This is a genomic window from Methylorubrum subtropicum, assembly GCF_038442325.1.
Taxonomy (GTDB): domain Bacteria; phylum Pseudomonadota; class Alphaproteobacteria; order Rhizobiales; family Beijerinckiaceae; genus Methylobacterium; species Methylobacterium subtropicum.
In genome coordinates, this window is sequence record NZ_JBBXMW010000006.1 from 247,361 (window position 1) to 269,925 (window position 22,565).

15 protein-coding genes and 1 tRNA gene are annotated in these 22,565 nt (G+C 68.3%); 4 read left to right on the forward strand and 12 right to left on the reverse strand.

Going from position 1 to position 22,565, the window contains the following annotated elements; translation table 11 throughout:
• Positions 1 to 27: 27 nt before the first annotated feature.
• The 3 genes from AAHG03_RS11305 to AAHG03_RS11315 form a co-directional block, all read right to left on the reverse strand.
• Complete coding sequence (locus tag AAHG03_RS11305) at positions 28 to 3,222, reverse strand: efflux RND transporter permease subunit (protein WP_342150757.1); 3,195 nt, start codon at positions 3,220 to 3,222, stop codon at positions 28 to 30.
• 150 nt (positions 3,223 to 3,372) lie between these two features.
• Positions 3,373 to 4,515 (reverse strand): efflux RND transporter periplasmic adaptor subunit, encoded by a 1,143-nt coding sequence (locus AAHG03_RS11310; RefSeq protein WP_412759741.1) that lies wholly within the window; start codon positions 4,513 to 4,515, stop codon positions 3,373 to 3,375.
• A gap of 129 nt (positions 4,516 to 4,644) precedes the next feature.
• A complete protein-coding gene (locus AAHG03_RS11315) occupies positions 4,645 to 4,968 on the reverse strand; it encodes a rhodanese-like domain-containing protein (RefSeq protein ID WP_342150759.1) in 324 nt (107 codons plus the stop codon).
• Positions 4,969 to 5,651: 683 nt separating this feature from the next.
• Between AAHG03_RS11315 and AAHG03_RS11320 the strand changes: the two genes are divergently transcribed.
• The gene (locus tag AAHG03_RS11320; RefSeq protein WP_342150760.1) at positions 5,652 to 5,885 is read left to right on the forward strand and encodes a hypothetical protein; all 234 of its coding nucleotides are present in this window, start codon (positions 5,652 to 5,654) and stop codon (positions 5,883 to 5,885) included.
• 108 nt (positions 5,886 to 5,993) lie between these two features.
• Positions 5,994 to 7,259 (forward strand): tyrosinase family protein, encoded by a 1,266-nt coding sequence (locus AAHG03_RS11325; RefSeq protein WP_342150762.1) that lies wholly within the window; start codon positions 5,994 to 5,996, stop codon positions 7,257 to 7,259.
• Between the two features lie 115 nt (positions 7,260 to 7,374).
• On the opposite strand, the gene AAHG03_RS11330 is transcribed toward AAHG03_RS11325, so the two are convergent.
• The 3 genes from AAHG03_RS11330 to AAHG03_RS11340 form a co-directional block, all read right to left on the reverse strand.
• Entirely contained in the window at positions 7,375 to 8,682 is a 1,308-nt protein-coding gene (locus tag AAHG03_RS11330) for a glycosyltransferase family 4 protein (RefSeq protein ID WP_342150763.1), read from the reverse strand.
• 159 nt (positions 8,683 to 8,841) lie between these two features.
• Positions 8,842 to 9,444 (reverse strand): hypothetical protein, encoded by a 603-nt coding sequence (locus AAHG03_RS11335; RefSeq protein ID WP_342150765.1) that lies wholly within the window; start codon positions 9,442 to 9,444, stop codon positions 8,842 to 8,844.
• 85 nt (positions 9,445 to 9,529) lie between these two features.
• A complete protein-coding gene (locus tag AAHG03_RS11340; protein ID WP_342150766.1) occupies positions 9,530 to 10,165 on the reverse strand; it encodes an acyl-homoserine-lactone synthase in 636 nt (211 codons plus the stop codon).
• A 593-nt stretch (positions 10,166 to 10,758) separates the two neighbouring features.
• Here AAHG03_RS11340 and AAHG03_RS11345 point away from each other — a divergent pair.
• The gene (locus AAHG03_RS11345; RefSeq protein WP_342150767.1) at positions 10,759 to 15,480 is read left to right on the forward strand and encodes a glycosyltransferase family protein; all 4,722 of its coding nucleotides are present in this window, start codon (positions 10,759 to 10,761) and stop codon (positions 15,478 to 15,480) included.
• Between the two features lie 371 nt (positions 15,481 to 15,851).
• Here the strand turns inward: AAHG03_RS11345 and AAHG03_RS11350 are convergent, their stop codons facing one another.
• Together AAHG03_RS11350 and AAHG03_RS11355 are read right to left on the reverse strand one after the other, a co-directional pair.
• Positions 15,852 to 17,897, reverse strand: a complete 2,046-nt coding sequence (locus AAHG03_RS11350; protein ID WP_342150768.1) for a glycosyltransferase 61 family protein — start codon at positions 17,895 to 17,897, stop codon at positions 15,852 to 15,854.
• A 42-nt stretch (positions 17,898 to 17,939) separates the two neighbouring features.
• Entirely contained in the window at positions 17,940 to 18,806 is an 867-nt protein-coding gene (locus AAHG03_RS11355; protein ID WP_342150769.1) for a hypothetical protein, read from the reverse strand.
• Between the two features lie 516 nt (positions 18,807 to 19,322).
• On the opposite strand from AAHG03_RS11355, the gene AAHG03_RS11360 reads away from it, so the two are divergent.
• Entirely contained in the window at positions 19,323 to 20,672 is a 1,350-nt protein-coding gene (locus AAHG03_RS11360; RefSeq protein WP_342150770.1) for a glycosyltransferase family 92 protein, read from the forward strand.
• A 48-nt stretch (positions 20,673 to 20,720) separates the two neighbouring features.
• Here AAHG03_RS11360 and AAHG03_RS11365 read toward each other — a convergent pair.
• From AAHG03_RS11365 to AAHG03_RS11380, 4 genes are all read right to left on the reverse strand, one after another.
• A tRNA-Ser gene (locus AAHG03_RS11365) sits at positions 20,721 to 20,810 on the reverse strand.
• A 242-nt stretch (positions 20,811 to 21,052) separates the two neighbouring features.
• Positions 21,053 to 21,481: a hypothetical protein gene (locus tag AAHG03_RS11370; RefSeq protein WP_342150771.1), complete on the reverse strand. Its 429-nt coding sequence runs from the start codon at positions 21,479 to 21,481 to the stop codon at positions 21,053 to 21,055.
• A gap of 46 nt (positions 21,482 to 21,527) precedes the next feature.
• Positions 21,528 to 21,821 (reverse strand): SH3 domain-containing protein, encoded by a 294-nt coding sequence (locus AAHG03_RS11375; protein WP_342150772.1) that lies wholly within the window; start codon positions 21,819 to 21,821, stop codon positions 21,528 to 21,530.
• A gap of 68 nt (positions 21,822 to 21,889) precedes the next feature.
• Positions 21,890 to 22,465, reverse strand: coding sequence for a hypothetical protein (locus tag AAHG03_RS11380; RefSeq protein WP_342150773.1), 576 nt, complete (start codon positions 22,463 to 22,465; stop codon positions 21,890 to 21,892).
• Between the last annotated feature and the right edge of the window lie 100 nt (positions 22,466 to 22,565).

A 22,565-nucleotide genomic window follows, 5' to 3' on the forward strand; every position in this document is an offset into this window, starting at 1 on the left:
GGCAACGCCCAGCCGTTGCCGCAATGCTCAGCCGTGGGCGGGCGTCCCGTGCGGCTCGGGCTCGTGGCCCTTGCCGCGCTTCTTGCCGATCCAGATCACGATCTTGCGGATCACGACGTAGAAGACCGGCGTCAGGAACAGGCCGAAGAAGGTCGCGCCGATCATGCCGAAGAACACCGCGGTCCCGAGCGCCTGACGCATCTCGGCGCCGGGGCCGGTGGCGATGACGAGCGGCAGCACGCCGAGGATGAAGGCGAAGGCCGTCATCAGGATCGGGCGCAGACGGAGCCGACAGGCCTGGACCGCGGCGTCGACCGGGCCCTTGTGCTCGCTCTCCTCGATGTCGTGGGCGAACTCCACGATCAGGATCGCGTTCTTGGCCGCCAGGCCGATGAGCACGATCAGGCCGATCTGGGTCAGGATGTTGTTGTCCTGCCCCCTCAACTGCACCCCGAACAGGGCGGCGAGCACGCCGGTCGGCACCACCAGCAGGATCGCCAGCGGCAGCGCCCACGATTCGTACTGGGCCGCGAGCACGAGGAAGACCAGCAGGACGCCCAGCGCGAAGACGTAGATGGCGGTGCCGCCCGCGGCCTTCTGCTGGTAGGCGATCTCGGTCCAGTCGTAGGCGTAGCCCTCGGGCAGCGCCTGCTTGGCGATCGCCTCCATCGAGTCGAGCGCCTGACCGGTGGAGATGCCGGCCTGCGCCACGCCCTGGACCGGCACCGAGTAGTACAGGTTGAACCGCTGCACGATCTGCGGACCGGTGATCTCGCGGATCGTGGCGAGCGTGCCCATCGGCACGAGCGCGCCGGTGGAGGAGCGGACCTTGAGCTGCTCGATGTCGCGCTTCGACATGCGATAGACCGCATCGCCCTGCACGCGCACCTGATAGATGCGGCCCAGCGTGTTGAAGTCGTTGACGTAGGTGCCGCCGAGCGCCGCCTGCACCGTCGAGAACACGTTGGCGAGCGGCACGTTGAGCATGCGGGCCACCGTGCGGTCGATGTCGAGATAGAGTTGGGGCGTGTCGTTGCCGAAGGTCGTGAAGACCCGCGTCACGTCCTTGCTCTGGTTCGCCTGCCCGATCACCTCGCCGGCCGCCGCCAGCAGCGGGCCGATCTCCGAGGATTGGCGGCTCTCGATCTGCATCTTGAAGCCGCCGCCCTGGCCGAGGCCGCGCACCGGCGGCGGCGGGATGACGATGACGCGGGCCTCTTGGATGCCGGCCGTGGCCTTGAGCACATCGCCGGTGATGACGGCGGCCGAGCGTCCCTGCGCGGCCCGCTCCTTGGCGCCCTTCAGCGTGAGGAACATCACCGCCGCGTTCGTCGTGTTGGTGAAGGTGGCGCCGTCGAAGCCCGCGATGATGACGGTGTTGGTCACGCCGTCGACCCCGCGGGCGATCTCGGCGGCGCGGTTGACCACCGCCGTGGTGCGGTCGAGCGAGGCGCCCGCGGGGAGCTGCACCACGCCGATGAGGTAGCCCTGGTCCTGATCCGGGATGAAGCCCGTGGGCGTGGTGCGGGCCAGATGCAGCGTGCCCGCGATGACGCCGGCATACAGGATCAGCATCGCGATGACGCCCACCGCCGTGCCGGTGAGGAAGCGGACGGTGTGGCCGTAGCCGTTGGAGAGCTTGTCGAAGCCGCGGTTGAACAGGTCGGCGAGCCAGTTGACGAAGCGGGTGAGGAAGAACTTCGGCTTCTTGTGCTCGTGGTGCGGCTTCAGGAGCAGCTTGCACAAAGCGGGCGACAGCGTCAGCGAGTTGAAGGCCGAGATGATGGTCGAGGCCGCGATGGTGAGCGCGAACTGCTTGTAGAACTGGCCCGAGATGCCGGGGATGAAGGCGGTCGGGATGAACACCGCCGCCAGCACCAGCGCGATGGCGATGACCGCCGAGCCCACTTCGTCCATGGTCTTGTGGGCGGCCTCGCCCGGCGACAGGCCCTCGGCCATGTTGCGCTCGACGTTCTCCACCACGACGATGGCGTCGTCCACGACGATGCCGATGGCGAGCACCAGCCCGAACAGGGTCAGGTTGTTGAGCGAGAAGCCGAGCGCCGACATCACCGCGAAGGTGCCCACCAGCGAGACGGGGATCGCGATCACCGGGATCAGCGCCGTGCGCCAGCTCTGGAGGAACACCAGCACCACGATGACGACGAGGAGCACCGCCTCGAACAAGGTCTTGTAGACCTCGTGGATCGATTCCTCGATGAACTCGGTCGGGTTGTAGGCGATGCGGTACTCGACGTCCGGCGGAAAATTCTTCTTCAGCTGCTCCATCGCCGCCTTGACCGAGGCGGCGGCGTCGAGCGCGTTGGTGCCGGGGCGCTGGAACGCGCCGATGCCGACCGCGGGCGTGGCGTTGAGGAACGAGTTCGTCGTGTAGTCCTTCTGGCCCATCTCGACGCGGGCGACGTCGCGCACGCGCACCAGACGGCCCTGGTTCGCCTTGACGATGACGTCGGCGAACTCCTCCGGCGACTGGAAGCGGCCTTGCGACTGCACCACGAGCTGGAACGCGGCGCCCGGCGCCGCGGGCGGGCCGTTGAGCTGGCCGGCGGCCACCTGCACGTTCTGCTCCTGCAGCGCGGAGGTGATGTCGGTGGTGGTCAGGCCGTAGGCGGCCATCTTCTGCGGATCGATCCAGATCCGCTCGGCGTACTCGTTGCCGCCGAAGATCGTGATGTCGCCCACGCCCTCCAGACGCAGCATCTCGTCGCGGATGTTGAGGTAGATGTAGTTGGCCAGATAGTTCTGGTCGTAGGTCTTGTTGGGCGACAGGAGGTGCACGACCAGCATCAGGTCGGGCGAGGCCTTGCGGACGATGACGCCGAGGTTGCGCACGTCCGGCGGCAGGCGCGGCTGGGCGACCGAGAGGCGGTTCTGCACCAGCACGTTGGCGATATCGAGGTTGGTGCCGACCTTGAACGTGACGGTCAGCAGCATCGCGCCGTCGTTGGTCGACAGCGACGTCATGTAGAGCATGTTGTCGACGCCGTTGATCTCCTGTTCGAGCGGCGTCGCGATGGTGGCCGCCACCGTCTCGGCGTTGGCACCGGGGAAGCTCGCGCGCACCGTCACGGTCGGCGGCACGATCTCCGGGTATTGCGAGACCGGCAGCTTCTCGTAGGCGACGAAGCCGATGATCAGGAAGATGATCGACGTCACCGAGGCGAAGATCGGCCGGTCGACGAAGAAGTGGGCGAAACGCATCGTTCAAACCTCTCGCCGCCGTGACGCGTGGGACGCCACCCGTGCGGCTTGCCGTCTGCGTTCAGGCCGGCACCCCGTTCTTTGGGATGCCGACGCTCGAAATTTTTTTCTAGACGACCGCGCCTCTCGCCCCCGAGACGGTTGCGGCCGTTACTTCTTGGTCGGCGGCAGCTGCGTCGTCTCGGGCTTGACCTGGGCGCCGGGGCGGACCTTGGCCACGCCATTGACCACGATGGTCTCGTCGCCCTTCAGGCCGTCGGCGATCACGCGGTAGCCGTCGACCATCGGCCCGAGCTTCACGGTCCTGGCCGCGACCTTGTCGCCCTCGCCGAGCACGTAGACGATGCGCTTGTCCTGGTTGGCCGAGACCGCCTCGTCGGGGATCAGGACGCCCTGGTAGGGCTTGGTCGCCGGCATCGAGACGATGCCGAACAGGCCCGGCTTGATGAAGCCGTCCGGGTTCTCGACGGTGGCGCGCAGCAGCACCGTGCCGGTCTGGTTGTCGACGCGGTTGTCCACGAAGTCGAGTGTGCCCTTGCGGGTCGGCTTCTCCTCGCCCGCGAGCGCGATCCGGATCGGCGCGCCCTTGCCGCGCTGGGTCACGCCCATGCCGATGCCGAGCGTGCCCTGGTACTTCAGGAACGACTTCTCATCGACGGTGTAGCCGAAATAGATCGGATCGAGCGAGACGATCGTGGTCAGCATCGTCTGGTCGGTGATGACGATGTTGCCCTCGGTGACGAGGCGCTGGCTGATGCGCCCGTTCACCGGCGACTTCACTTCCGTGAAGTCGTAGTTGAGCTGGGCGTTCCGCAGCGCGGCTTCCGCGCTGTCCACGTCGGCCTGCGCGGTCTGCGAGGCCTGACGGCGCTGGTCGGTGACCTGCTCGGAGATGTTGCCGCCCTTCGCCAGCACCTGGGCGCGCTCCAGATCGGTCTGGGTGAAGGACAGGCGCGCCTTGGCCGAGGTGAGCGCGGCCTGGGCCTGCTCCAGCGCCGCCTTGTAGGGCCGGCGGTCGATGAGGAAGAGCACGTCGCCCTTCTTCACGTTGGCGCCGTCCTGGAACAGGATCTTGTCGAGGTAGCCGGTCACGCGGGCGCGCACCTCGACATACTCGATCGGGTCGAAGCGACCGGTATACTGGTCCTGCTCGACGATCTCCTTGACGACGGGCTTGGCCACGGTGACGCCGGGCGGCGGCGCGCCGGGGGCCTGCGCGAGCGCTGGGCCCGCCCCGAGCAGGGCGGCGATCAGCGGCGAGGCGAGGAGAAGAGGCCGGAGGCTGCGCATCATTCGGTTCCCTGCATGGCGCGGCCTAATCCGGGCGGAGGAGGATCGGGCGTGCGCTCGCGCACATGGCCTTCACAATTCGTTCAGAACCGCAGGTTTCCGGCGGCCAAACGCCTCGCACCCCGCGCCGCCTCAGGTCTCGACCGGCTCGCCCGCGCCGTACCAGTCCTTGAAGGCGCCCTTGTAATGCTCGGTGATGTCGAGCCCCGCGCCCTGCGCGGCGGCGAGCGCGTTGACCGAGCGCACGCCGGACGCACACGAGAACACCGGCCGCCGTCCGTCCGCCTCGACCAGCGCCTTCAGGGCCCCCGGATCGAAGGTCGAGAGCGGGAACGAGACCGAGCCGGGGATGTGCCCGCGGGCGAACTCGTAATCCTCGCGGACATCGATGAGCAGCATCGTGCCCTCGGAGAGGCCCCGCTTGACCGTCTCCCGGTCGAGATCGACCACCTGCATCGCGAAAAGCTTTCTTGAAGGACAAGCGCCGCGGCGGCCCGAGGCGGGCCGAGATGCGCGACGCCGATGAGGATTCCCTCGACTCTTAAGGCCGATCTCGCCCGCGTGGCAATCGTGGGGTCGGGGCCGCCGCCGGCCGCGAGCGCCGGTGCCCGCCTCCGCGGTCTCAGGGTGGAAACCCGATCGGCCTGACCCTGCGAGGGATGGTTTTGGGCCCGACGCGAAACGCCGGAGCAGGAGCCTCTGCACGGCGGATGTCCGAGTGTCATGGAAAGACCGTGAGGGTCGTTCGGTCGGCATCCTATGGAGTGCCGACCGACGTCAGATGATCGGGGCGGGCATGGACTCCGGTACATGGCACAGCAAGTACATGGCACAGCAAGAGACTCGAGCGATGCCGACCCGATGCAATCGGGTCGGATACGGCTTCAGCGCAGCGGCTCCTATCGGCGAGGAACCGAGCAAAGGAGTAAAGTCCGCGTGTTCGAGGAAAATGCCACGGTAGGTTGACTTCCCGTCGCCTTGATTTATTGTCGTTCACAGATGCTTTTTCGGGTTCCGTGCGAAAAGACGGCCGACTCAAGCATCGATAAAGACTAGTTTTTGCAAACAATTCGGCGCAGTCCGTGTTCTGGTCTGTTTCACGCTCGCCGCGTCCTGATGATTTTTGACAGGAGAAAATAATGCCGCGTCGTTCCGCGACCCATCGGTTCATTCTTGCCTCTGCGATGGCCGTGAGCGTGTTGTTCGGCGGTGCTGTGACGGACAGGGCCGTCGCATCCGTGCGCATGAGCTGGCAAGACTTCGCGCAGGATCCGAACCGCGTCGCAGCCTTTCGCAAGGCCGTCGCAGCCATGAAGGCGCGCAACTCCGCCGATCATTCAAGCATAGACTACCGGAAGAGCTGGGAGTACTGAGCAAACATTCACGGTTATTATGGGGCCGAATCGCGGTTCGGCACGGTTGCCGCTGCGAGGCAAAGAGTCGATCCGTCCGATCGACACTTCTTCGACGGCATTTCCGACTTGAAGGCGCCGGATCAGGTCGCGCTCGCCGTATGGGCGCAATGCCAGCACGGTACGCCGTGGTTCTTTGCCTGGCACCGGTTGTATCTGTTCTACTTCGAGAAGCAGTTGCAGGCCGCCTCGGGAGACCCGACCCTTCGCCTTCCCTATTGGGATTACACCAACCCGGCGCAACTGGCGATGCCGGCGGAATTCGCGCAACCATCCTACAAGGACGCCTCCGGCAACGATCAGCCGAATCCCCTGTTCGAGCCTCGCCGCGCTCCAGGGTGGCAGCAAGGCGACGAAACGCTCGATACCAATTCCACGAATATCGACGGGCAGCTCACGCAATCGAATTTCGGGGGCTATCAATCCGGAATCGAGCAGAATGTTCATGGCTATATCCATTGCACCGTGGCCACGACATGCCCGGTCGTCAACATGGGCGCTGTCCCCTACTCGGCCAACGACCCGATCTTCTGGGTGCACCACGCCAATATCGATCGGATGTGGAGCTGCTGGAGTAATATGACTGGACACAAGAATCCCTCGGATTCCAGTTTTACGAACAAATCCTACTCATTCGTCGATGCGTCCGGGCAGCAGGTGACCGTGAAGGTCGGCGACCTCTTCAATGGCGGACTCATCGATTATAAATACGAACAGGAGACGAACTGCGCGCGCTCCGGGGTGAAGCTCGCGGCCAATGCGGAGGGCGCGCGGGTGCAAGGCGCTCAAAGCCCGAAAGTGCTCGAGATGATCGAACGACGCCCGGTGCTGAACAAATCGACCGAACCGGTGCAGATCAAGGCGGCGACGACGAAGGTGAACGTCGAGCTTCAGAAGGCGAACGATCTGAAGCCGCTGGTCGATCTCGCACTCCGCGCCGATGCCCCGCCCTCAACGCGGACTCACCTGATCCTCAGCGGGATCACGTTCGCCTCTCCTCCCGGCGCACAGTTCTACGTTTATCTCGAGAATCCCGCCGACCCGAACCGGCGTGAATACGCCGGAACGGTGAATTTCTTCGGCGCGATGTCGGGGGAAGAGCACACGGGGCATCAGCACGGCGCCGACATGGATGCCGCATCGGGAATGACGCGCGACTTCGACGTCACGGAGGCCTTGCGCAAGCTCGGCTCCGGCAAGCCCGATCTCAACGCGGTCACGGTCAGCTTCGAGGCAACGAATGGACGCGTCGGCTCGAAGGAGACCCCGAAAATCAACGAAAATGCCGGACTGACCGTCAAGTCGGTCGATTTCCGGCTGACGCCTTCCGAGTGACGCGGAGCATCGACCCGAAAGGTCGGAGCGGCTTTCGGGTCGATGCGGCACGGGAGGCGGGAGCATCGTGCCGGATTCGATATCGGCACGATGCTCCCGGCCTTGCTTTCGCGACTTACGCCCCCGGCAACGCAGCCAGCGCCGCCTCGACCCGCTCGAAATGCGCGTCCCAGGTCGGCGCGGCGTATCCGGCGAGCCGCCCGGTGAGGTCCGCCCGCAGCCGCGAGTTCGGCTCGCTCAAGGCGAGCACCGCCTGGGTCCAGCCCGACCCGTCGAGGGGATCGAGGAAGTGGGCGAAGGCGCCCGCGATCTCGCGGTGGACCGGGATGTCGGAGGCGATGACCGGCAGGCCGCTCGCCGCCGCCTCGACCACCGGCAGGCCGTAGCCCTCGATGAAGGAGGGCATCAGGAGCGCGGTGGCCTCGTGCATCAGCCGGGCGAGGCCGTGGGTGGTCAGCCCCACCACCTCGCTGACATGGGTCCGGATCGCCGGGCAGCGGTCGAGCATGTCGGCGACGTTCTCGATCTCCCAGCCGCGGCGGCCCACCAGCACGAGGCGGGGCGTCCCCTCCCCCAGCCGCTCGGCGAGGTCGCGCCAGAGGTTGAGCAGCAGCAGGTGGTTCTTGCGCGGCTCGATCGTGCCGCAGACGAGGAAGGTCGGGCGCCGCGCCTCGCCCGCCGCCTCGGTGGCCGCGGAAAACACCGGCTCGACCCCGAGCGGAACCACCGTCACCGGCTTGGCGCCCAGGCCCCGGGCCAGGGTGTAGCGGGTGAAGCGCGCGCCGACGTCGCCCGAGTTCACCAGCACGTGGGCGGCATGACGGGCCACCGTCTCCATCCGGGCGGCGTGGCGCGCGGCCTCGCCGGGGCGGCCGTATTCGGGGTGCGAGATCGGGATCAGGTCGTGGACGAAGAAGACCGGGCGCACGTCGCGCCGGTCGTAGAGCCAGTCGAACCGCCCCGGCCGGTCGAGGCGCAGATGCGAGGTGTGGAGGTAGACGGCGCCCTCCGGCAGCCGCTCGGGCCCGGCGGCGCGCCACGCCCGCAGGCTGGTCACCGCCTGGAGCCTTCGGCGCGGCCAGGACGCGGCGCGTCCGGGCTTGGCCCGCGCCTCTGCGCGGCGAAGGGTGTCGCCGGATTCCAGGGTGTCGCTCAGCGCCCGGTAGACCGGGTCGTCGTCGGCCGTGACGTCTTCGACCCAGCCCGCCGCCACCGCCTCGACGATGTCGAGGGCCGCGTCGCGCTCCAGAATCCTGGGGCCCAGGGCCGTGGAGACGAGGCCGAACCGCGCGCCCGCGGCGCCCGCCCCGCCCAGGACATGCCGGGCATAGGCGAGATCGACCCGATCGATGCCGGTCGGGCTGGCGTGGCGCAGGCGGGTGATCAGGCGGGTCAGGTCGACGGCGACGGGACGCGCGGGCATGGGCACTCGGGGCTGGACCGTCGGCGAGGCCGGAGGGGCCGCGCCGGGCCCGACCCCGGCGCGCTCCTCGGGACAAGGAGCCGGCCGGGTCTCTTTAGGGCGCTTTGCCGGCGCAGGCGACCATGGGTGCGGGCATCGCCTGCGTCGGGTCGGTCGCCCTCAGTGCCGCACCGGCGAGTTCGGCTCCGAGCGGTTGGCGATCTCGCGGGCCACTTCGAGCAGCACCACGTCCACGAGGTCGCGCAGATGCGGGTTGCCGCTGGCGTCGATGGCGCGCCGGGCCGCGATCAGCAGGCCCGCGGCCTCGTCGATCGCCGCCCCGGCGGCGTCCTCGGAGAGCCCGAGCAGGGCGCGGGCCTCGGCCCCGACCTCGGCGGCGTCCACCAGCGTCCCCTCCCCGCGGACCGGCCGGCCGAGCCCGTCGCGCAGGATGCGACCGCGGCACAGCAGACGGCGCGCCCGCGGCAGCCCGGCGGAGCGCAGCTCGATCAGCACGGCGTCGTCCTCCTCCACGGCGCGGCGCACCGCGTCGAGGAAGAGCTCGACATCGGCCTCTTCGAGCCCGGCGGTCGCGCGCTCGCTCTGGAGCGGGCGGCCGGCGAGGCCCGGATCGCCCGCCATCAGGGTCGCCGCCCCCTCGTCGAGGAGGAAGCGCCCCGAGGGCGGGTCCCATTCCCAGGCGCCCACCATGCCGGCCTCGGCCAGGGTTCTGACCAGGCCCGGTGCCGCGCCGCGCGCTGCACCACTGCGTCTGCGTTTCACGTGTACGTCCCCCCGCGCAGGATGCGTCAGGTCGAAGGAAAACGGCAAGCCCGGGATACAACCGGGCCCGAAACACAACCCGGCTTCAGGAAGCCAGTTGCACCACGCTCGTGCGCGGCGGCGCCAGCACGGAGCGGGCGTCGCCGCGCTTGTTCTGGAGCTGGCGCAGGGAGCGCCGGTCGAAGGCGGCCTCGACGGCGACGATCTCCTCGCCCTCGATCTCGTGCGGCAGGCCGAGCGGCACCGCGCGCAGGTGCAATTGCAGCAGGCGCAGGATCCAGCTCGTCGGCATCTCGGAGACGAAGCTCGTCACGCCCCGCGGCAGGCCCCACTCGACGATGCCGGTCATCAGCGCGAGCGCGGTCGGGTTGAGGCGCCGGCCGGAGGTGCGGGCGCTCTCGGCCACGCAGATGCGGCCCCATTCCACCACGTTCGGGCCGGACGGCGGCGTGCCCTCGCAGAGCTGCGGCAGCACCATCGGCAGCAGGTAGGGCCGGGTCGTGGGCAGGAGGCGCGAATAGCCGATCACGGTCTCGTTCTCGTCCATCGCAAGAAGATGCACGGCGTGCTCGTCGTCGAACTCGTCGATCTCGCGGCGATCCGGCCGGGCGAGGTCGCGCCAGCCGAGTTCCTCGACGAAGACCCGGTGCCTGAGCCTGAAGGCTTGATCCATGGCGCCGGCGTAGTCTTGCATGTTGTCCGCAGTCACGACGTGGATCATGGCGACACCTCTTCGGAAGTTCGAAGAAGTCGTCCCAAAATCAGACGGGGCCCGGAACTACGGGTTCCCGTAGGTTTCGTGCACGGACGCTGTCCGCAGGCGTCGTCGCAGCAGCGTCGCCGCGTTCGTCTTGTCCGAAGCTCTATTTTGGATTGTATCGACGGTTCAAGCCCGGAGTGCTGCTCCTCAACGAAACTTGAACAGCGCGAAATGGAAACGACGCCGACGCGTCCCCGATGAAGGCACGGTCGTGGCCGCCCCGGGCTGCGTCCTCGCCGCTCGGCGCATCGGCGGCCTGGACCGCGGGGTCACCGCATTCGCCGGATGGGCCGCGCCCATCGTGAGCCGGGATTGATGTCCGGGTCGAACGCGGCCGGACTCGACCGAACATGCTCGAACCCGGCCGGCGGACTTGCCGTTCTCGAAAGAATCCCCGACGCGGGCGTGGCCCGCGTGCACTTCCGGTGAATCGCGAAGCGTGGCGGCGACATATGCGATAGACACCGGATCGTGACGATTTACACGCTGCATTCGACGCGCCCGGGCGGTAGGGCAGGCGCGAATTGCGCCCAAGGATGCAGGAAGCCATCACGATGTCTGGTGCCGCTCATTCCGGTGACGCGCCGCTGCCCGCCGAGACCCCGGAGGCGCGGTCCGCGTCCAGGCCGGTCAGCCACCACCCCAATGCCAGCCTGACCCATCTCGACGCCCCGCCGGCCACGCGCGGGATGATCGATTCCTTCGACGGCTTCGTGGTGAAGGGCTGGGCGCTCACCGCCGCCGACCCGATGAAGCCGGTCGCCCTCGAATTGTGGATCGCGGGCGTCCCGGTGGCCCGGTTCGCGACGGAGCAGGAGCGGGCCGACATCGCTCAGATCGTCGGCCTGCCGACGCGGGCCGGCATCCTGTTCGATCTCGAGGCCGTGCCCCGAATCGAGGCGCAGCGCGCGAGCGCGGCCCTGCAGCAGCTCGCCGCCGAGGCGGTCGAGCTGCACGAGATCCTGTCGGTGCGGATCGCCGGCACCTCCCTGCAATTGCCGCTGAGCCGCCGCGCCCGTGCGACCCAGGTCGAGATCGCGCGGCTCGTCGGACACCTCGCCGTGGAGCGGCGCGACCTCCCGCCCGACGCGCGGGATACGGCGCGCGACGGCGCGGCGGAGGCGCCCGCCGCCGCCCGCGAACCGCTCGGCCGCAGGCTCGCCCTCGAATCCTCCGCCCGCGGGGTCCGCGGCGTCCTGCGGCCGGCCGAGACAGTCCTGGCCGGGCAGCCGCGCGCCGGGCTGCGGCTCGACCTCGCGGCGGCCGTCCAGGGCGGTTGCCTCGCCCTCGAACCGAGCGAGGCCAGGGCGCCGCTGCTGCTCGACCTGATCTTCCGCGCCGCGGCGGAGGTGGTGGTCGAGGCGAGCCTGGGGGCGGACCGGATCGCCCTGCCCGCGGCCGACGCCGAGGGCTGGTGCCGCCTCTCGGCGTACTGGCCGGCGGGCGAGGGCAAGGCCGAGTTCGCCCTGGAACTGCCCGGCGGCGGGCAGGTGGAGCTGGCCGTGCTGCGGCTCACCCCCCTGTCCCCCGACATCCCCGGCCTGCCGACGGGCCCGTCCCTGCGCTGGGCCGAGGCGGGCGCGGCGGCCCAGCCCGATCTCTCCGTCCTGGCCCTCGGCGGCGGGTCGAACGGCGCCCGCCGCTTCCTGATCGTCGGGCCGGCGGGGGACGGCAAAGGCGCGGACGGCAAGGGTGCGGACGGCAAGAGCGAGGTCGTGGCCCGCACCGAGGAGGGCGCGGCCCGCTGCTTCTCCGAGCTGCGCGTGCTCGGCCCGGACCTGCGCTACCTCGAAGTCGTGGCCGCCCGCCCCGGGGCGGAGATCGAGCTTCTGGGCGTGACCCCGGACGGCGCGCCGCTCCATCTCGAAGTGGTGCCGGGGCTCGACGGCGCGGTGCTCTCGGCGGAGGCCACCTATCTCGCGGGCGTGCTGCGCGCCGAGATGCGCTTCGCGGCCGACGCGGTTCCCCCCGGCACGACGGTCGAACTGCAGGCCGGCGGCCTCGGCCTGTACCGCGCCGTGCTGGAGGCGGACCCCCTCGCCCCCAACGCCAGCCGCGCCGCCATGGAGGTCCGCGCCTCCCGGCGCACCGCCGAACTCGGTCTCGCCATCGTCCTGCCGACGCTGGGCTTCTCCACCCCCTGCCGCCTCCTGGCCGCGGACGAGATGCCGACGAAGACCGCGCTCCTGCCGCCCGCCGAGATCGATGCCGACGGCGAGGTCGCCGGCTCGGTCGATGGGCTGCGCATCGATCCCGCCGGGCGGCGCTTCGTCACCGGCTGGGCCCGCGGTTCGGGCGCGGGCGGCGCCCCGGTCACCATCGACCTCGCGGTGGACGGGGTGCCCGTCGCCGCCGCGCCCGCCGACCGCAACCGGCCCGACGTGGTCGCGCGGCTGGGCGGCTCGCCCCATTGCGGCTTCCAGATCGAGGTTCCGAGCAACTTCCTGGCGGGCCGCGACGTCGCCGTGGTGGCCGCGCCGCGCTCCGTCGCCGACACGTCCGGCATGCGCGACCGCACCTGCCGCCTGCCGCCCTACGGCACGCGCCTCGAAACCCGCCCGCGCGGGCCGCGCCTGCTCGTCCCCCCGCCCGCCGCGGGGGCGCCCGCGGCGAGCGTCGCCGCCATCATCCTGAACCAGGACGGCGCGGCGCTCCTCGACGCGATGCTGGAGAGCGTGGCGCGCCACGACGCGAACGGCTTCCGCCGCATCCTCGTCATCGACCACGGCTCGGAGGACGACAGCGAGGCAGTCGTGGCGCGCCACGCCGCCGGCCTGCCGGTGACCTTCGTCAAGCGGCCGCGCGACGCCTCCTTCTCGGAATCGAACAATCACGGCGCGACCTTGTGCGACGAGGCCGTGCTGCTCTTCATCAACAACGACATCGTGCTGACGGAGCCGCTCGCGGAGGCGATGGCGCGCGCCCTGGAGCCGGGGGTCGGCCTCGTCGGCATCCGCCTGATGGACCCGGTCGTGGCCGACCGGACCGTGACGCACCAGGCGCAGCAGCATGTCGGCGTGCATTTCGAGCCGCTCGGCGGCGGCGTGATCCAGCCGATCGAGTCGCGCTACCTCACCGACGTGCCCGGCAGCGACACCGACCGGATCGCCACGCCGGCGACGACGGCGGCCTGCGTCGCCATGCGGCGCGACCTGTTCGCCACCCTCGGCGGCTTCGGCGAGGAGTATTACTACGGCTGGGAGGACACCGACCTCTGCCTCAAGGTGCGGGCTGCCGACCTGTCGGTGCTCACCCTGAACGACCTCTCGGCGGTGCATGTACGCGGCGCCTCGCGCCGGCTGATGACGCAGCGGCAGATCGCCCGCCGCCGCCAGAACGAGCCGGTCTTCCGCGACCGCTGGACCTACGCCCTGCGGCGGGTGATGGCGCAGGCCGGGCCGGACGAGCACGGCTACTGGACCGGGCGGCGGATGGCGATCGGCTTCGTCGTCTCCGAGGTCGGCGAGAACGCGGTCGCGGGCGACTACATGACCGCCCTCGAACTCGCGCTGGCCTTCTCCGAGCGCGGGCCGATCCAGTGCTTCTTCTACGCCAAGACGCAGGCGGTCGATGCGCTGGGCCTCGACGCCCTGATCGTCATGACCGACGACTTCGACGTGCGGAAGGTCGCCAACCGCTCGACGACGTGCCTGCTGATCGCCTGGGCGCGCAACTGGTTCCACCGCTGGGCGGCCCAGCCCTGGCGCGAGCTGTTCGGCCACTGGTTCGCCTCGTCCGAGCGCGCCTGCGAATACCTGCGCACCGAACTCGGCCGCGATGTCGGCCTCCTGCGGATCGCGACCAACCCGGCCCGGTTCTCGCCGGGCCCGGCGACCGCCGCCTTCCGCTGCAGCGTGAGCTTCACCGGCAACAACTGGAACAGCCCGCGCGACATCAACACGCTGCTGCCGCGGGTGCGCGACCTCGACCTGCGGCTGTTCGGCAACGGCTGGGACCGGGACGAGGGCACGCGGCCGATGGACGGCGGCTTCCAGCCCTATCACCGCCTGCCCCAGGTCTACCGCAGCAGCGACCTCGTCATCGACGACAGCAACTTCGCCACCGTCGCCTGGGGCTCGCTCAACAGCCGCGTGTTCGATGCCCTGGCCACGGGCACGCTCGTCGTGACGAACAACGCGGTGGGCGTGGCCGAGGCCTTCCCCGGCCTGCTCCCGACCTACCGCGACGCGGCCTCCCTCGAAGCCACGATCCGCGAGGTGCTGGCCGACCCGGAGCGCCATCGCGCTCTGGCCGAGCGGGCCCGCGCCGAGGTGCTGCGCCACCACACCTACGCGGTGCGCGCCCAGGAGATGTTCGCCTACATCGCCCGGCGGGCGGAAGCGGGCCTGCGCATCGCCATCAAGATCGCCGCGCCCTCGCTGGAGCGGGTCGAGGGCTGGGGCGACTGGTACTTCGCCCGCTCGCTGCGGCGGGAGCTGGAGGCGCTCGGCCACACCGTCCGGATCGACTGTCTCGACATGTGGAACGACGCCCACACCCACGGCGACGACGCCGTGCTGGTGATCCGCGGCCTGTCGCGCTACCGCCCGCGCAAGGGGCAGATCAACCTCCTGTGGATCATCAGCCACCCGGACATGATCAGCGCCGAGGAACTCGGCGAGTACGACCACGTCTTCGCCGCGAGCGAGGTGTTCGTCCGCCACTTCGACCGCATCGTGAAGAAGCCGGTCGAGTTCCTGCCGCAATGCACCGACCCGCAGATCTTCCGTCCCGAGGAAGGCCCAACGCCGGGGCAGGAGCTCGTCTTCGTCGGCAATTCCCGGCGGGTGCGCCGCCCGGTGGTGGCCGGGGCGGTGGCCTCCGGCCTGCCGCTGCGCATCTACGGCCTCGACTGGAAGGGCGTGGTGCCCGACGCCAACCTCATGGACGGCACGGTGCGCAACGAGATGGTGGGCGACCTCTACCGCGGCGCCGGCATCGTCCTGAACGACCACTGGGACGACATGCGCCGCTGGGGCTTCGTCTCGAACCGGCTGTTCGACGCGGTGGCCTGCGGCGTGCCCGTCGTCTCGGACGCGATCGAGGGCCTCGACACGCTGACGAGCGGCATCGTGCGCACGTTCGCGAGCGAGGAGGAACTGCCGGGCCTGCTTGCCGACACCCTGTCCACGCCCCCCGATGCCGCCGCCCTGCGGCGGGCGGCCGAGGCGGTGATCGCCGACCACAGCTTCGCCCGCCGCGCCGCCCGCTTCGACGAGATCTTACGAGGCGAGGACGCGGTGCGGGCGCGGTTCAAGCCGGTGCGGGCGGCTTAGACAATCGTCCTGGATATGAAATCCAGGACGATTGTCTAAGTTTCTGTGCCACATCGGCTTTTCCTGACAAGCCGGCACCCGCCTTTCGGGCCGATGCTCCAGAGCGGCGATCGTGAAACGCGACGCAAGTCCCTCCCCCCTCTGCGGGGGAGGGTGTCCGCGGAGCGGACGGGAGAGGGGCAGCGCGACGCTTCCGCCTCGCCGCCGTTGTCCCGTCATCTCCGGAAACGGGGTTCCCCTCTCCCGACCCTCGCTTACGCGAGGCCCACCCTCCCCCGCAGAGGGGGGAGGGATGCGGCGGCGGCGCCTGCGTCCGAAAACAATCACTTCGCTCTAAGCCCGCTTCCGACGGCGAGGCTGTCGGCAGCGTATCAAGCCGAGGCTGCCTCGCCGGCGGCGGCAGGTGCCGGCGGCGGCTGTGACGGCATGGGGCTCGCGGTCGGCGTCTCCGCCGGAGGCATCTCCTGGGCCGGCATCTCTTGGGCCGGTGTCTCCTGGGCCGGTGTCTCCTGGGCCGGTATCTCCTGGGCCGGTATCTCCTGGGCCGGCTCCTCCGCCGACGCCTCGACGATCCGCAGCGTCTGCAGCAGCGCCTTCAGGACGCCGACATCCACGCGCATGTCGCGGTTGGGCGGCGATGGGCCCTCGTCCCCGGCCTCCGCGCAGCCGACGACGTGATGCAGCGCCCCGGAGAGTGCGGCGAGTTCGCCGTACATCTTCGTGCGGTAGCGCGCGTTCTGCGGCATCAGCTCGACGACGACGGCGCCGCGCTGGGCGAAGACCGTGTGGGCCAGGGCCGATCCGTGCGGGGCCACGATCACGTCGGCCTGCCGGAACAGCGCCACCTGTTCCTCGAACGGGAGCCGCTCCATCGCCACGGTGACGAAGCCGGCCTCCGTCAGCAGCGCCGTCACCTCGTCCTCGTTGACGATGCGCCGGGCGGTGGCGAGCGACCGGCTGATGAACACGTGCCTGACCGGCTCGCCGGAGGGGGCCCGTTCGAGCGCGCGGCGGCGCATCGGATGGAGGGCGTCCGCGATGCAGCTCGCCTTCGACTCGCAGAAGATCGCCTGCGCCAGAACCTGCTCCTCGCCCGGCACGACCATCAGGCTGCGTTCCAGGCCGAAATAGCGCAGCATGTCGAAGAACAGCGCGCCCCACTTGGCTTCGAGATGGCGCAGCATGTCCTGCCGCACGACGACGACGGCGTCCGGATGGCTCTCCCTGGCCAGGACGGCGCGCGGGATCATGCCGATCAGCAGGCGATAGAAGTTGAGGTAGCCGTAGGACAGGAACAGGATCGCCGGCCGCGCGACCGGGAAGGGCGCGAGCGCCGATTCGCCGCTTCGCCCCGCCGCCCGCCTCTCGACCCAGCGGGCGAGGTCGCCCTCCGATATGGCGACGTGGTTGAACGCGGCCGCCGCGCCGCCGACATGGCGGGCCACCCCGTCCTCGTCCAGGCGGAGGGTGTCGATCCGCAGGCGGCGGGACGCCCCCGCGACATCGACCGGGTAGCGGTGGACGAAGGCCGGCTCCGGGCCCTCGAACGACTCGTACGTCGTCGCCTCGATCGGCAGGCGGCGCGTGGCGCGGCGGTTGCGGTCGATCCGGTCGCGGATGGCGCCCCGGAACACGGTCAGGTCGCGATCGACCGTCTCGTTGCGGTCGTGGTCGGCGAAGTAGGTGCCGACGCGCCCGGCATACTTGTCGTTGCTCTCCGGCGGCCGGTTGGCGTTGCCGCGCTCGCGCTTCTGCTGGAACTCCTGGTTCGACTTCAGGACGTAGTGGTTGATCTGCGCGACGGCGTGGACGACCGACCGGGTGAAGCCGTTGCGCTCGATCTCGACCGGGCGGCCGAGCGTATCGACGTAGGCGCCGCTCTTGAGGAAGGCGCGGTGGATGTGGACGTCGCCGGTGCAGACGACCTTCGAGAAGGTCTTGCAATGGCGGTTGATGTGATAGTCCCGCGCCGCCGCGCGGTCGAACCGCGTCGTGATGAGTTCGTCCTCGAAATAGGCGTTGCCCGAGGTTCCGAACACCTTCCAGTTGATCGCGATGGCGCCGACATCGGGCGCGAAGCGGTTGAGGAAGTCGCTCACGACGGCATCGGATTTCAGGTTCAGGAACTCGTCGATGTCGACGAACAGGATCCATTCCGCCGAGGTCCGGGTCAGCGCGTCGCGATAGGCGGTGAGCTGCGGCGAGGCGCCCGGAACGCTCGGCCAGTCCCGATGCACGATCAGGCCCTGCGCCTGCATCGCGTCGAGCATCGCCTGGCTGCCGTCGGTGCTGTCGTTGCTGTAGATCAGGATCTCGTCGAACCCGAGCAGTTGATAGTAGGCGACCCATTCCTCGATGTACATCGACTCGTTCTTCGCGATCGCGCAGACGGCCGTTCGGATGTGGGGACTGTACATCGATGAATTCCTCAAGGGTCGGCGGTCTCCGATGGGACGGACCTACGGGGGCGGCAGGCGCAGGACCCGCTCGATCTTCTCCCGCGGGAACCCGCGCGCGAGAAGGCGGTCGATCTCGGCCTGGACCTTGGTCCGGTCCTGCCGGAAGGCCGGATTGCGGACCAGCTTGGCCATGTAATGCTCGAAGCTGAGCACCGGATGGTAGATCTTGTCGTCCTTGTCCTTGGTTTCGACGAAAGCCTCTTCGAGGAACGGGGGATCGAACTTGAACGTGTAGCTGTCGTACATCCGCTTGATGCTGTTGAAGTCGCGCACCGTGAAGCCGGACGCGACGGCGGCGGAGGCGAAGAACGCCTCGTCGTTCGGCCACAGCGTGTTGTCGATCAGCATCGCGTCCGGCATGGCGGCCGATTGCTCCCGACGCAGCCGGTAGGCCGCCTGGATGACCGGGAGCTTGGCGAAGACCAGGGGGAAGCGGCAGCGGAACACCGTCATGCCGAACCCGTGACAGGCCGTGTGCCAGGGCCAGTGCGCGTTCGCCTGGACGAAGTCGACGAGGAAGCAATCGCCCGCGTCGGGGAGGCTTGCGAAGAAGTGATCCGGCGCCCGGTCGGTCGAGAAGCGCACGTCGCCCTCGGTCAGCAGGATGTCGTCGGTGATCCCTTCCTCGGCGGCGAGGTACAGGACGTAGTCGCCGCACTGCCACAGCGGTCGCCGGAGGTTGGTGAACAGGCCGAGCTTCTCGGCCTTCGCGACGCTGATCTCGACGACGTCGTGCGGCCCCGTATCGAACCGGCCGGCGGCGAAGTCGGCGGCGAACACGACCCGGTAGCCGCCGTCCGACAGCCACTGGGCCATGCGCAGGGTTTCGTCCGAACCGTAATGCGCACGAATGACGACCGTTGTCATAGGACTTTCCAAACCAATCCGTCAGGCCGACCCGGCTGCGACGATTGAAAATGTGCCGATCGAATGCCTGTCGTATGGGGGCCAGCGCAAAGATATGCCTCCCTCATGCCGATTTCATTGCGCCGTCGTCTGCCCATGAGTAACCGTCTCGGATCGAAGCTCCGGGCGACCCTACAGCCCCTCGACAAGCACGATCAACTCCCGAGAAAATTTCACTTTTTGATTGCATTTTTCCCGAGCACATGGGCTCGGATGTCCGGGCGTGCCGTCATCCGGCCTGCGGCAGGCACCCCGCGGTTCTCGGGATACGGCGCCCGCGGGGCCGGTGCCGCAGCCTTGCTAAGGGCTTGCGTCGAAGGGTAAATGCATCCTCTCGACAGCCTTGGGGCCGGTGGAGCGTCCCGCGGGGGAGGCTCGGCCGGGAAGCAAGTCGAGCCGGCGCCGACATCCCGTCGATTGCCGTCAACGCTCTTCGCAAACACGTGCCGCGGGGCCATGCGGCATCAAGGTGTCCAGATGGAAAAGGTTTTCGACGTCTCTGTCGTCGCGATCGTCAAGGACGAGGAAACTTATCTGGAGGAATGGATCGCCTACCACGTCGCCATCGGCGTGGAGCATTTCTTTATCTTCGACAACGACTCGACCGACAACACCCGCCGGCTCCTGCGGAAATACATCACGCTCGGCCTCGTCACGCTGATCGACTGGCCGATGAAGCCGGGGCAGATCTTCGCCTACAACTACGCGATCAAGATATTCGGTCATACGTCGAAGTGGATGGCTCTGATCGACATCGACGAGTTCATCAACGTCGTCGATGACGTCAAAATCAATAAATTCCTGGAGGATTTTGCCGATTACAGCCAGCTGCTGGTGCCGTTCCTGTTCTACGGCAGCTCCGGGCACATCCTGCGTCCCGACGGCTTGGTGACGCAGAGCTACCTGCACGCCGAGGCCGAGACCGACAAGGTCGTGAAGTGCATCGTCCAGCCCTCCCGGGTGGCCTATGCCGACGTCCACCAGTGCTTCACCACCGACCGCCGGACCGTGAACGAGAACCGCCAGATCGTCAACGAGGGCTACCGCGTGGAGGCCGCCTCGGGCAAGAAGATCTCCATCAATCACTACTACACGAAATCGATGGAAGAGTGGATCATCAAGATCCGCAAGGGCCAGGACGACGAGAAGAAGAAGACCCTCGAACTGTTCCACGCGAAGGACTTCAAGGTTCCCAACACTTCCATGACCCGGTATCGGGACGCGATCACCGGCACGATGGCGCGGCTCGACGCCTACGAGGCCTCGCCCGCGACCTTCGCGCCGCTCTCCAATCTGTCGCGCCTGTCCTATGCGCGGGCGTGGTTCACCCGGGCGCATCAGGCCATCCTCGGCTACCGGAGCGCGCTGATCGAGCGGAAGCGCGACGAGATCGTCAACAGGGTCGACCTGTCCCGGGATCAGGCCGTCCTCAACCTCAAGCCGGGGATCGACGGCGCGGAGGTCGTTGCGGGCGCGGCGACCGTGATCGAGGACGCCTTCCGCGGCTTCTTCAAGGAGGTGCTGTATCGGGCCTCCGCCCCCGGCCCCGAGGTCCGGGTGGAGATCGCGGCGAGCGATCTCGGGCGATACAGTCTCGGCGCCGTCGTCACCTCCGCCGGCGGAACCGTGCTGACGGTCGTCCTCACCGGGCTCCTGCCGAACGGGAATACCACCGAGCAGACCCGCACCTTACGCATTCAGCCGGGCGTCTCCGTGATCCTCGCCTCGATCGGCGAAGGCAGCCACCGCTGCACGGCGCTGACGATCGACGTGAAGGACAAGCAAGGCACGTCGATCGAGAGCTTCGATCTGCGGCGCTACTTCTGAGCGCCGGGCGCGCGTAGAGAACCGGGGCCGGTCCGGCCCGCCGGTGCCTGGCGGAAGGGGTGGGATTCGAACCCACGGTGGAGTTGCCCCCACGGCGGTTTTCAAGACCGCTGCCTTAAACCACTCGGCCACCCTTCCAAGCCTCTGCCGAGCTTGGAGGAATCGGCTCCGGCTGCTGGTGCCGGAGACCGCGTTCGCTGCCGCCCCGGCCAGCGTTCCTGTCTATGGCCTCTCGGAAGGCAGCGTCAACCTTCGCGGTTGCGGGCTCCCGCATCCCCGGCAGCACGTGGCCGGCGCGGGTGACACGCGTGGGGCCGGCTTTGCCGCGTAGGCGCGCCGGTCGAGGCGATCTCTCCTCAAAGCCACAGGACGGTTCCGGCTCAACGCGTCGGGATCGTGTAGGTCTTTTGGGAGGTTGGACAGCACCGCGGATCGTCGGGGCCGAGCGTCGTCAAGGTCACTTTGATGCTTCCATTCGAGAAGACGGCAGCGCGCGGTGAGGAACCGTAGATGTCGGCGACGCGGCGCTTGAACGTGAAGCCACCCGGCTTGCCATCGAACAGAAATACGTCGAGAGATGTCGAATTGCCGCCGTCCTTATCGGAGTAGTAGGAGAAAATGAGTGCGTCCTCGACCCCGTCTCCATTGTGATCTCCAAAGAATGGGATCACTTCGATGTCGCTGGCTTTACCAATTTTCTTGTAAACGATAGATTTTAATGACTTGCGTGCAGGGCTATTCCACTGCGCCTGTGCCGTGAGGGGGAATAGTAAAATTGACTGCGCAACCAATATAGAAATGATCCTCATGTTGCATGACTCCAGTAAAAATTGCCTTCGTGTCTCGAATTATGCCTCAGTTCGCTTCGTCGATATCAAGGCTTCGGCCTCTTCGGACTGGCGGCGTTTCCGGATAGACAAAACGCCGAGACACCCAGCCTTCGACCTTGCCGTAGCGGACGAACACCCAATTGCCGTTCCGCTCGCCGGTCGGGATGATGCCGCGACCGTCCGGTGGGATCATACCGATGATGCGAGCGTCCGTAGTCGGATACTTCCTCACGTTGAGGACGTCGTTGGGCGGTGTGTCGATGACCCGAAGCGTCGGCTGAGCCATCGCTGCGCTCGATGCGCCGAGCGCCAGCAGCAACGCCAAACCTCCTATTCTCCTCGACATTCGCATCGCTCCTCGCTGCATCCCTATGGATGTGATCGGCCTCATTCCGGCCAGCCGACCGTGACGGATGAGGGGACCGGCTTGACCGCCCGCAGGGCAGGCTCGGACGAGCCGAACTCCCGGTCGCCCGACACCTTGGCGAGCGCCTTCTCCGGGGCCTTCGCATCCGGATCGAAGCGAATGGAGAGACTGCACCCGCCGGCCATGTGATCGAGCCTGCCGCCCTTCCAGCTCGTGGCGTAGCCGCCGTAATCCCAGCCGAATCCGCTGATCCGGAACGGCTTCTCGTTGGCCTCCTCCAGTTCGGCCAGACGGGTCCGCAGACCCACCGCCTCGCGCGCTTGGCCGGGGGTGCGAACCATCCACTCGGATCGGCCGCGCAACGTGATGCCCGAGAGGCCCCGGCGCCGCGCCGTGTCCCACCACGTGACTTCGAGGCGCCGGCTCGGGTCCTTCGGATAGACGACGGTGCCCGGCACGGTTTCCCCCTCGGCGCCGTCGAGTTGGGCGGTCACGACGTTCTCGCGTCCGAACCGCTTCACGAGCGCGGCCTCGTCGGTCTTCTTCGAGAACTCGGTGCAGTCGAGGATCTGTGGCGGCGGCGATGCCTGGGCCATGGCGGCTCCCGGAAGACCGAGCGCCGACACCAATCCCAAAATCCCAGCCCGTATCGCCATCGACGTCGGCTCCGTCCCCTATGGGAACAGACTAGAACAT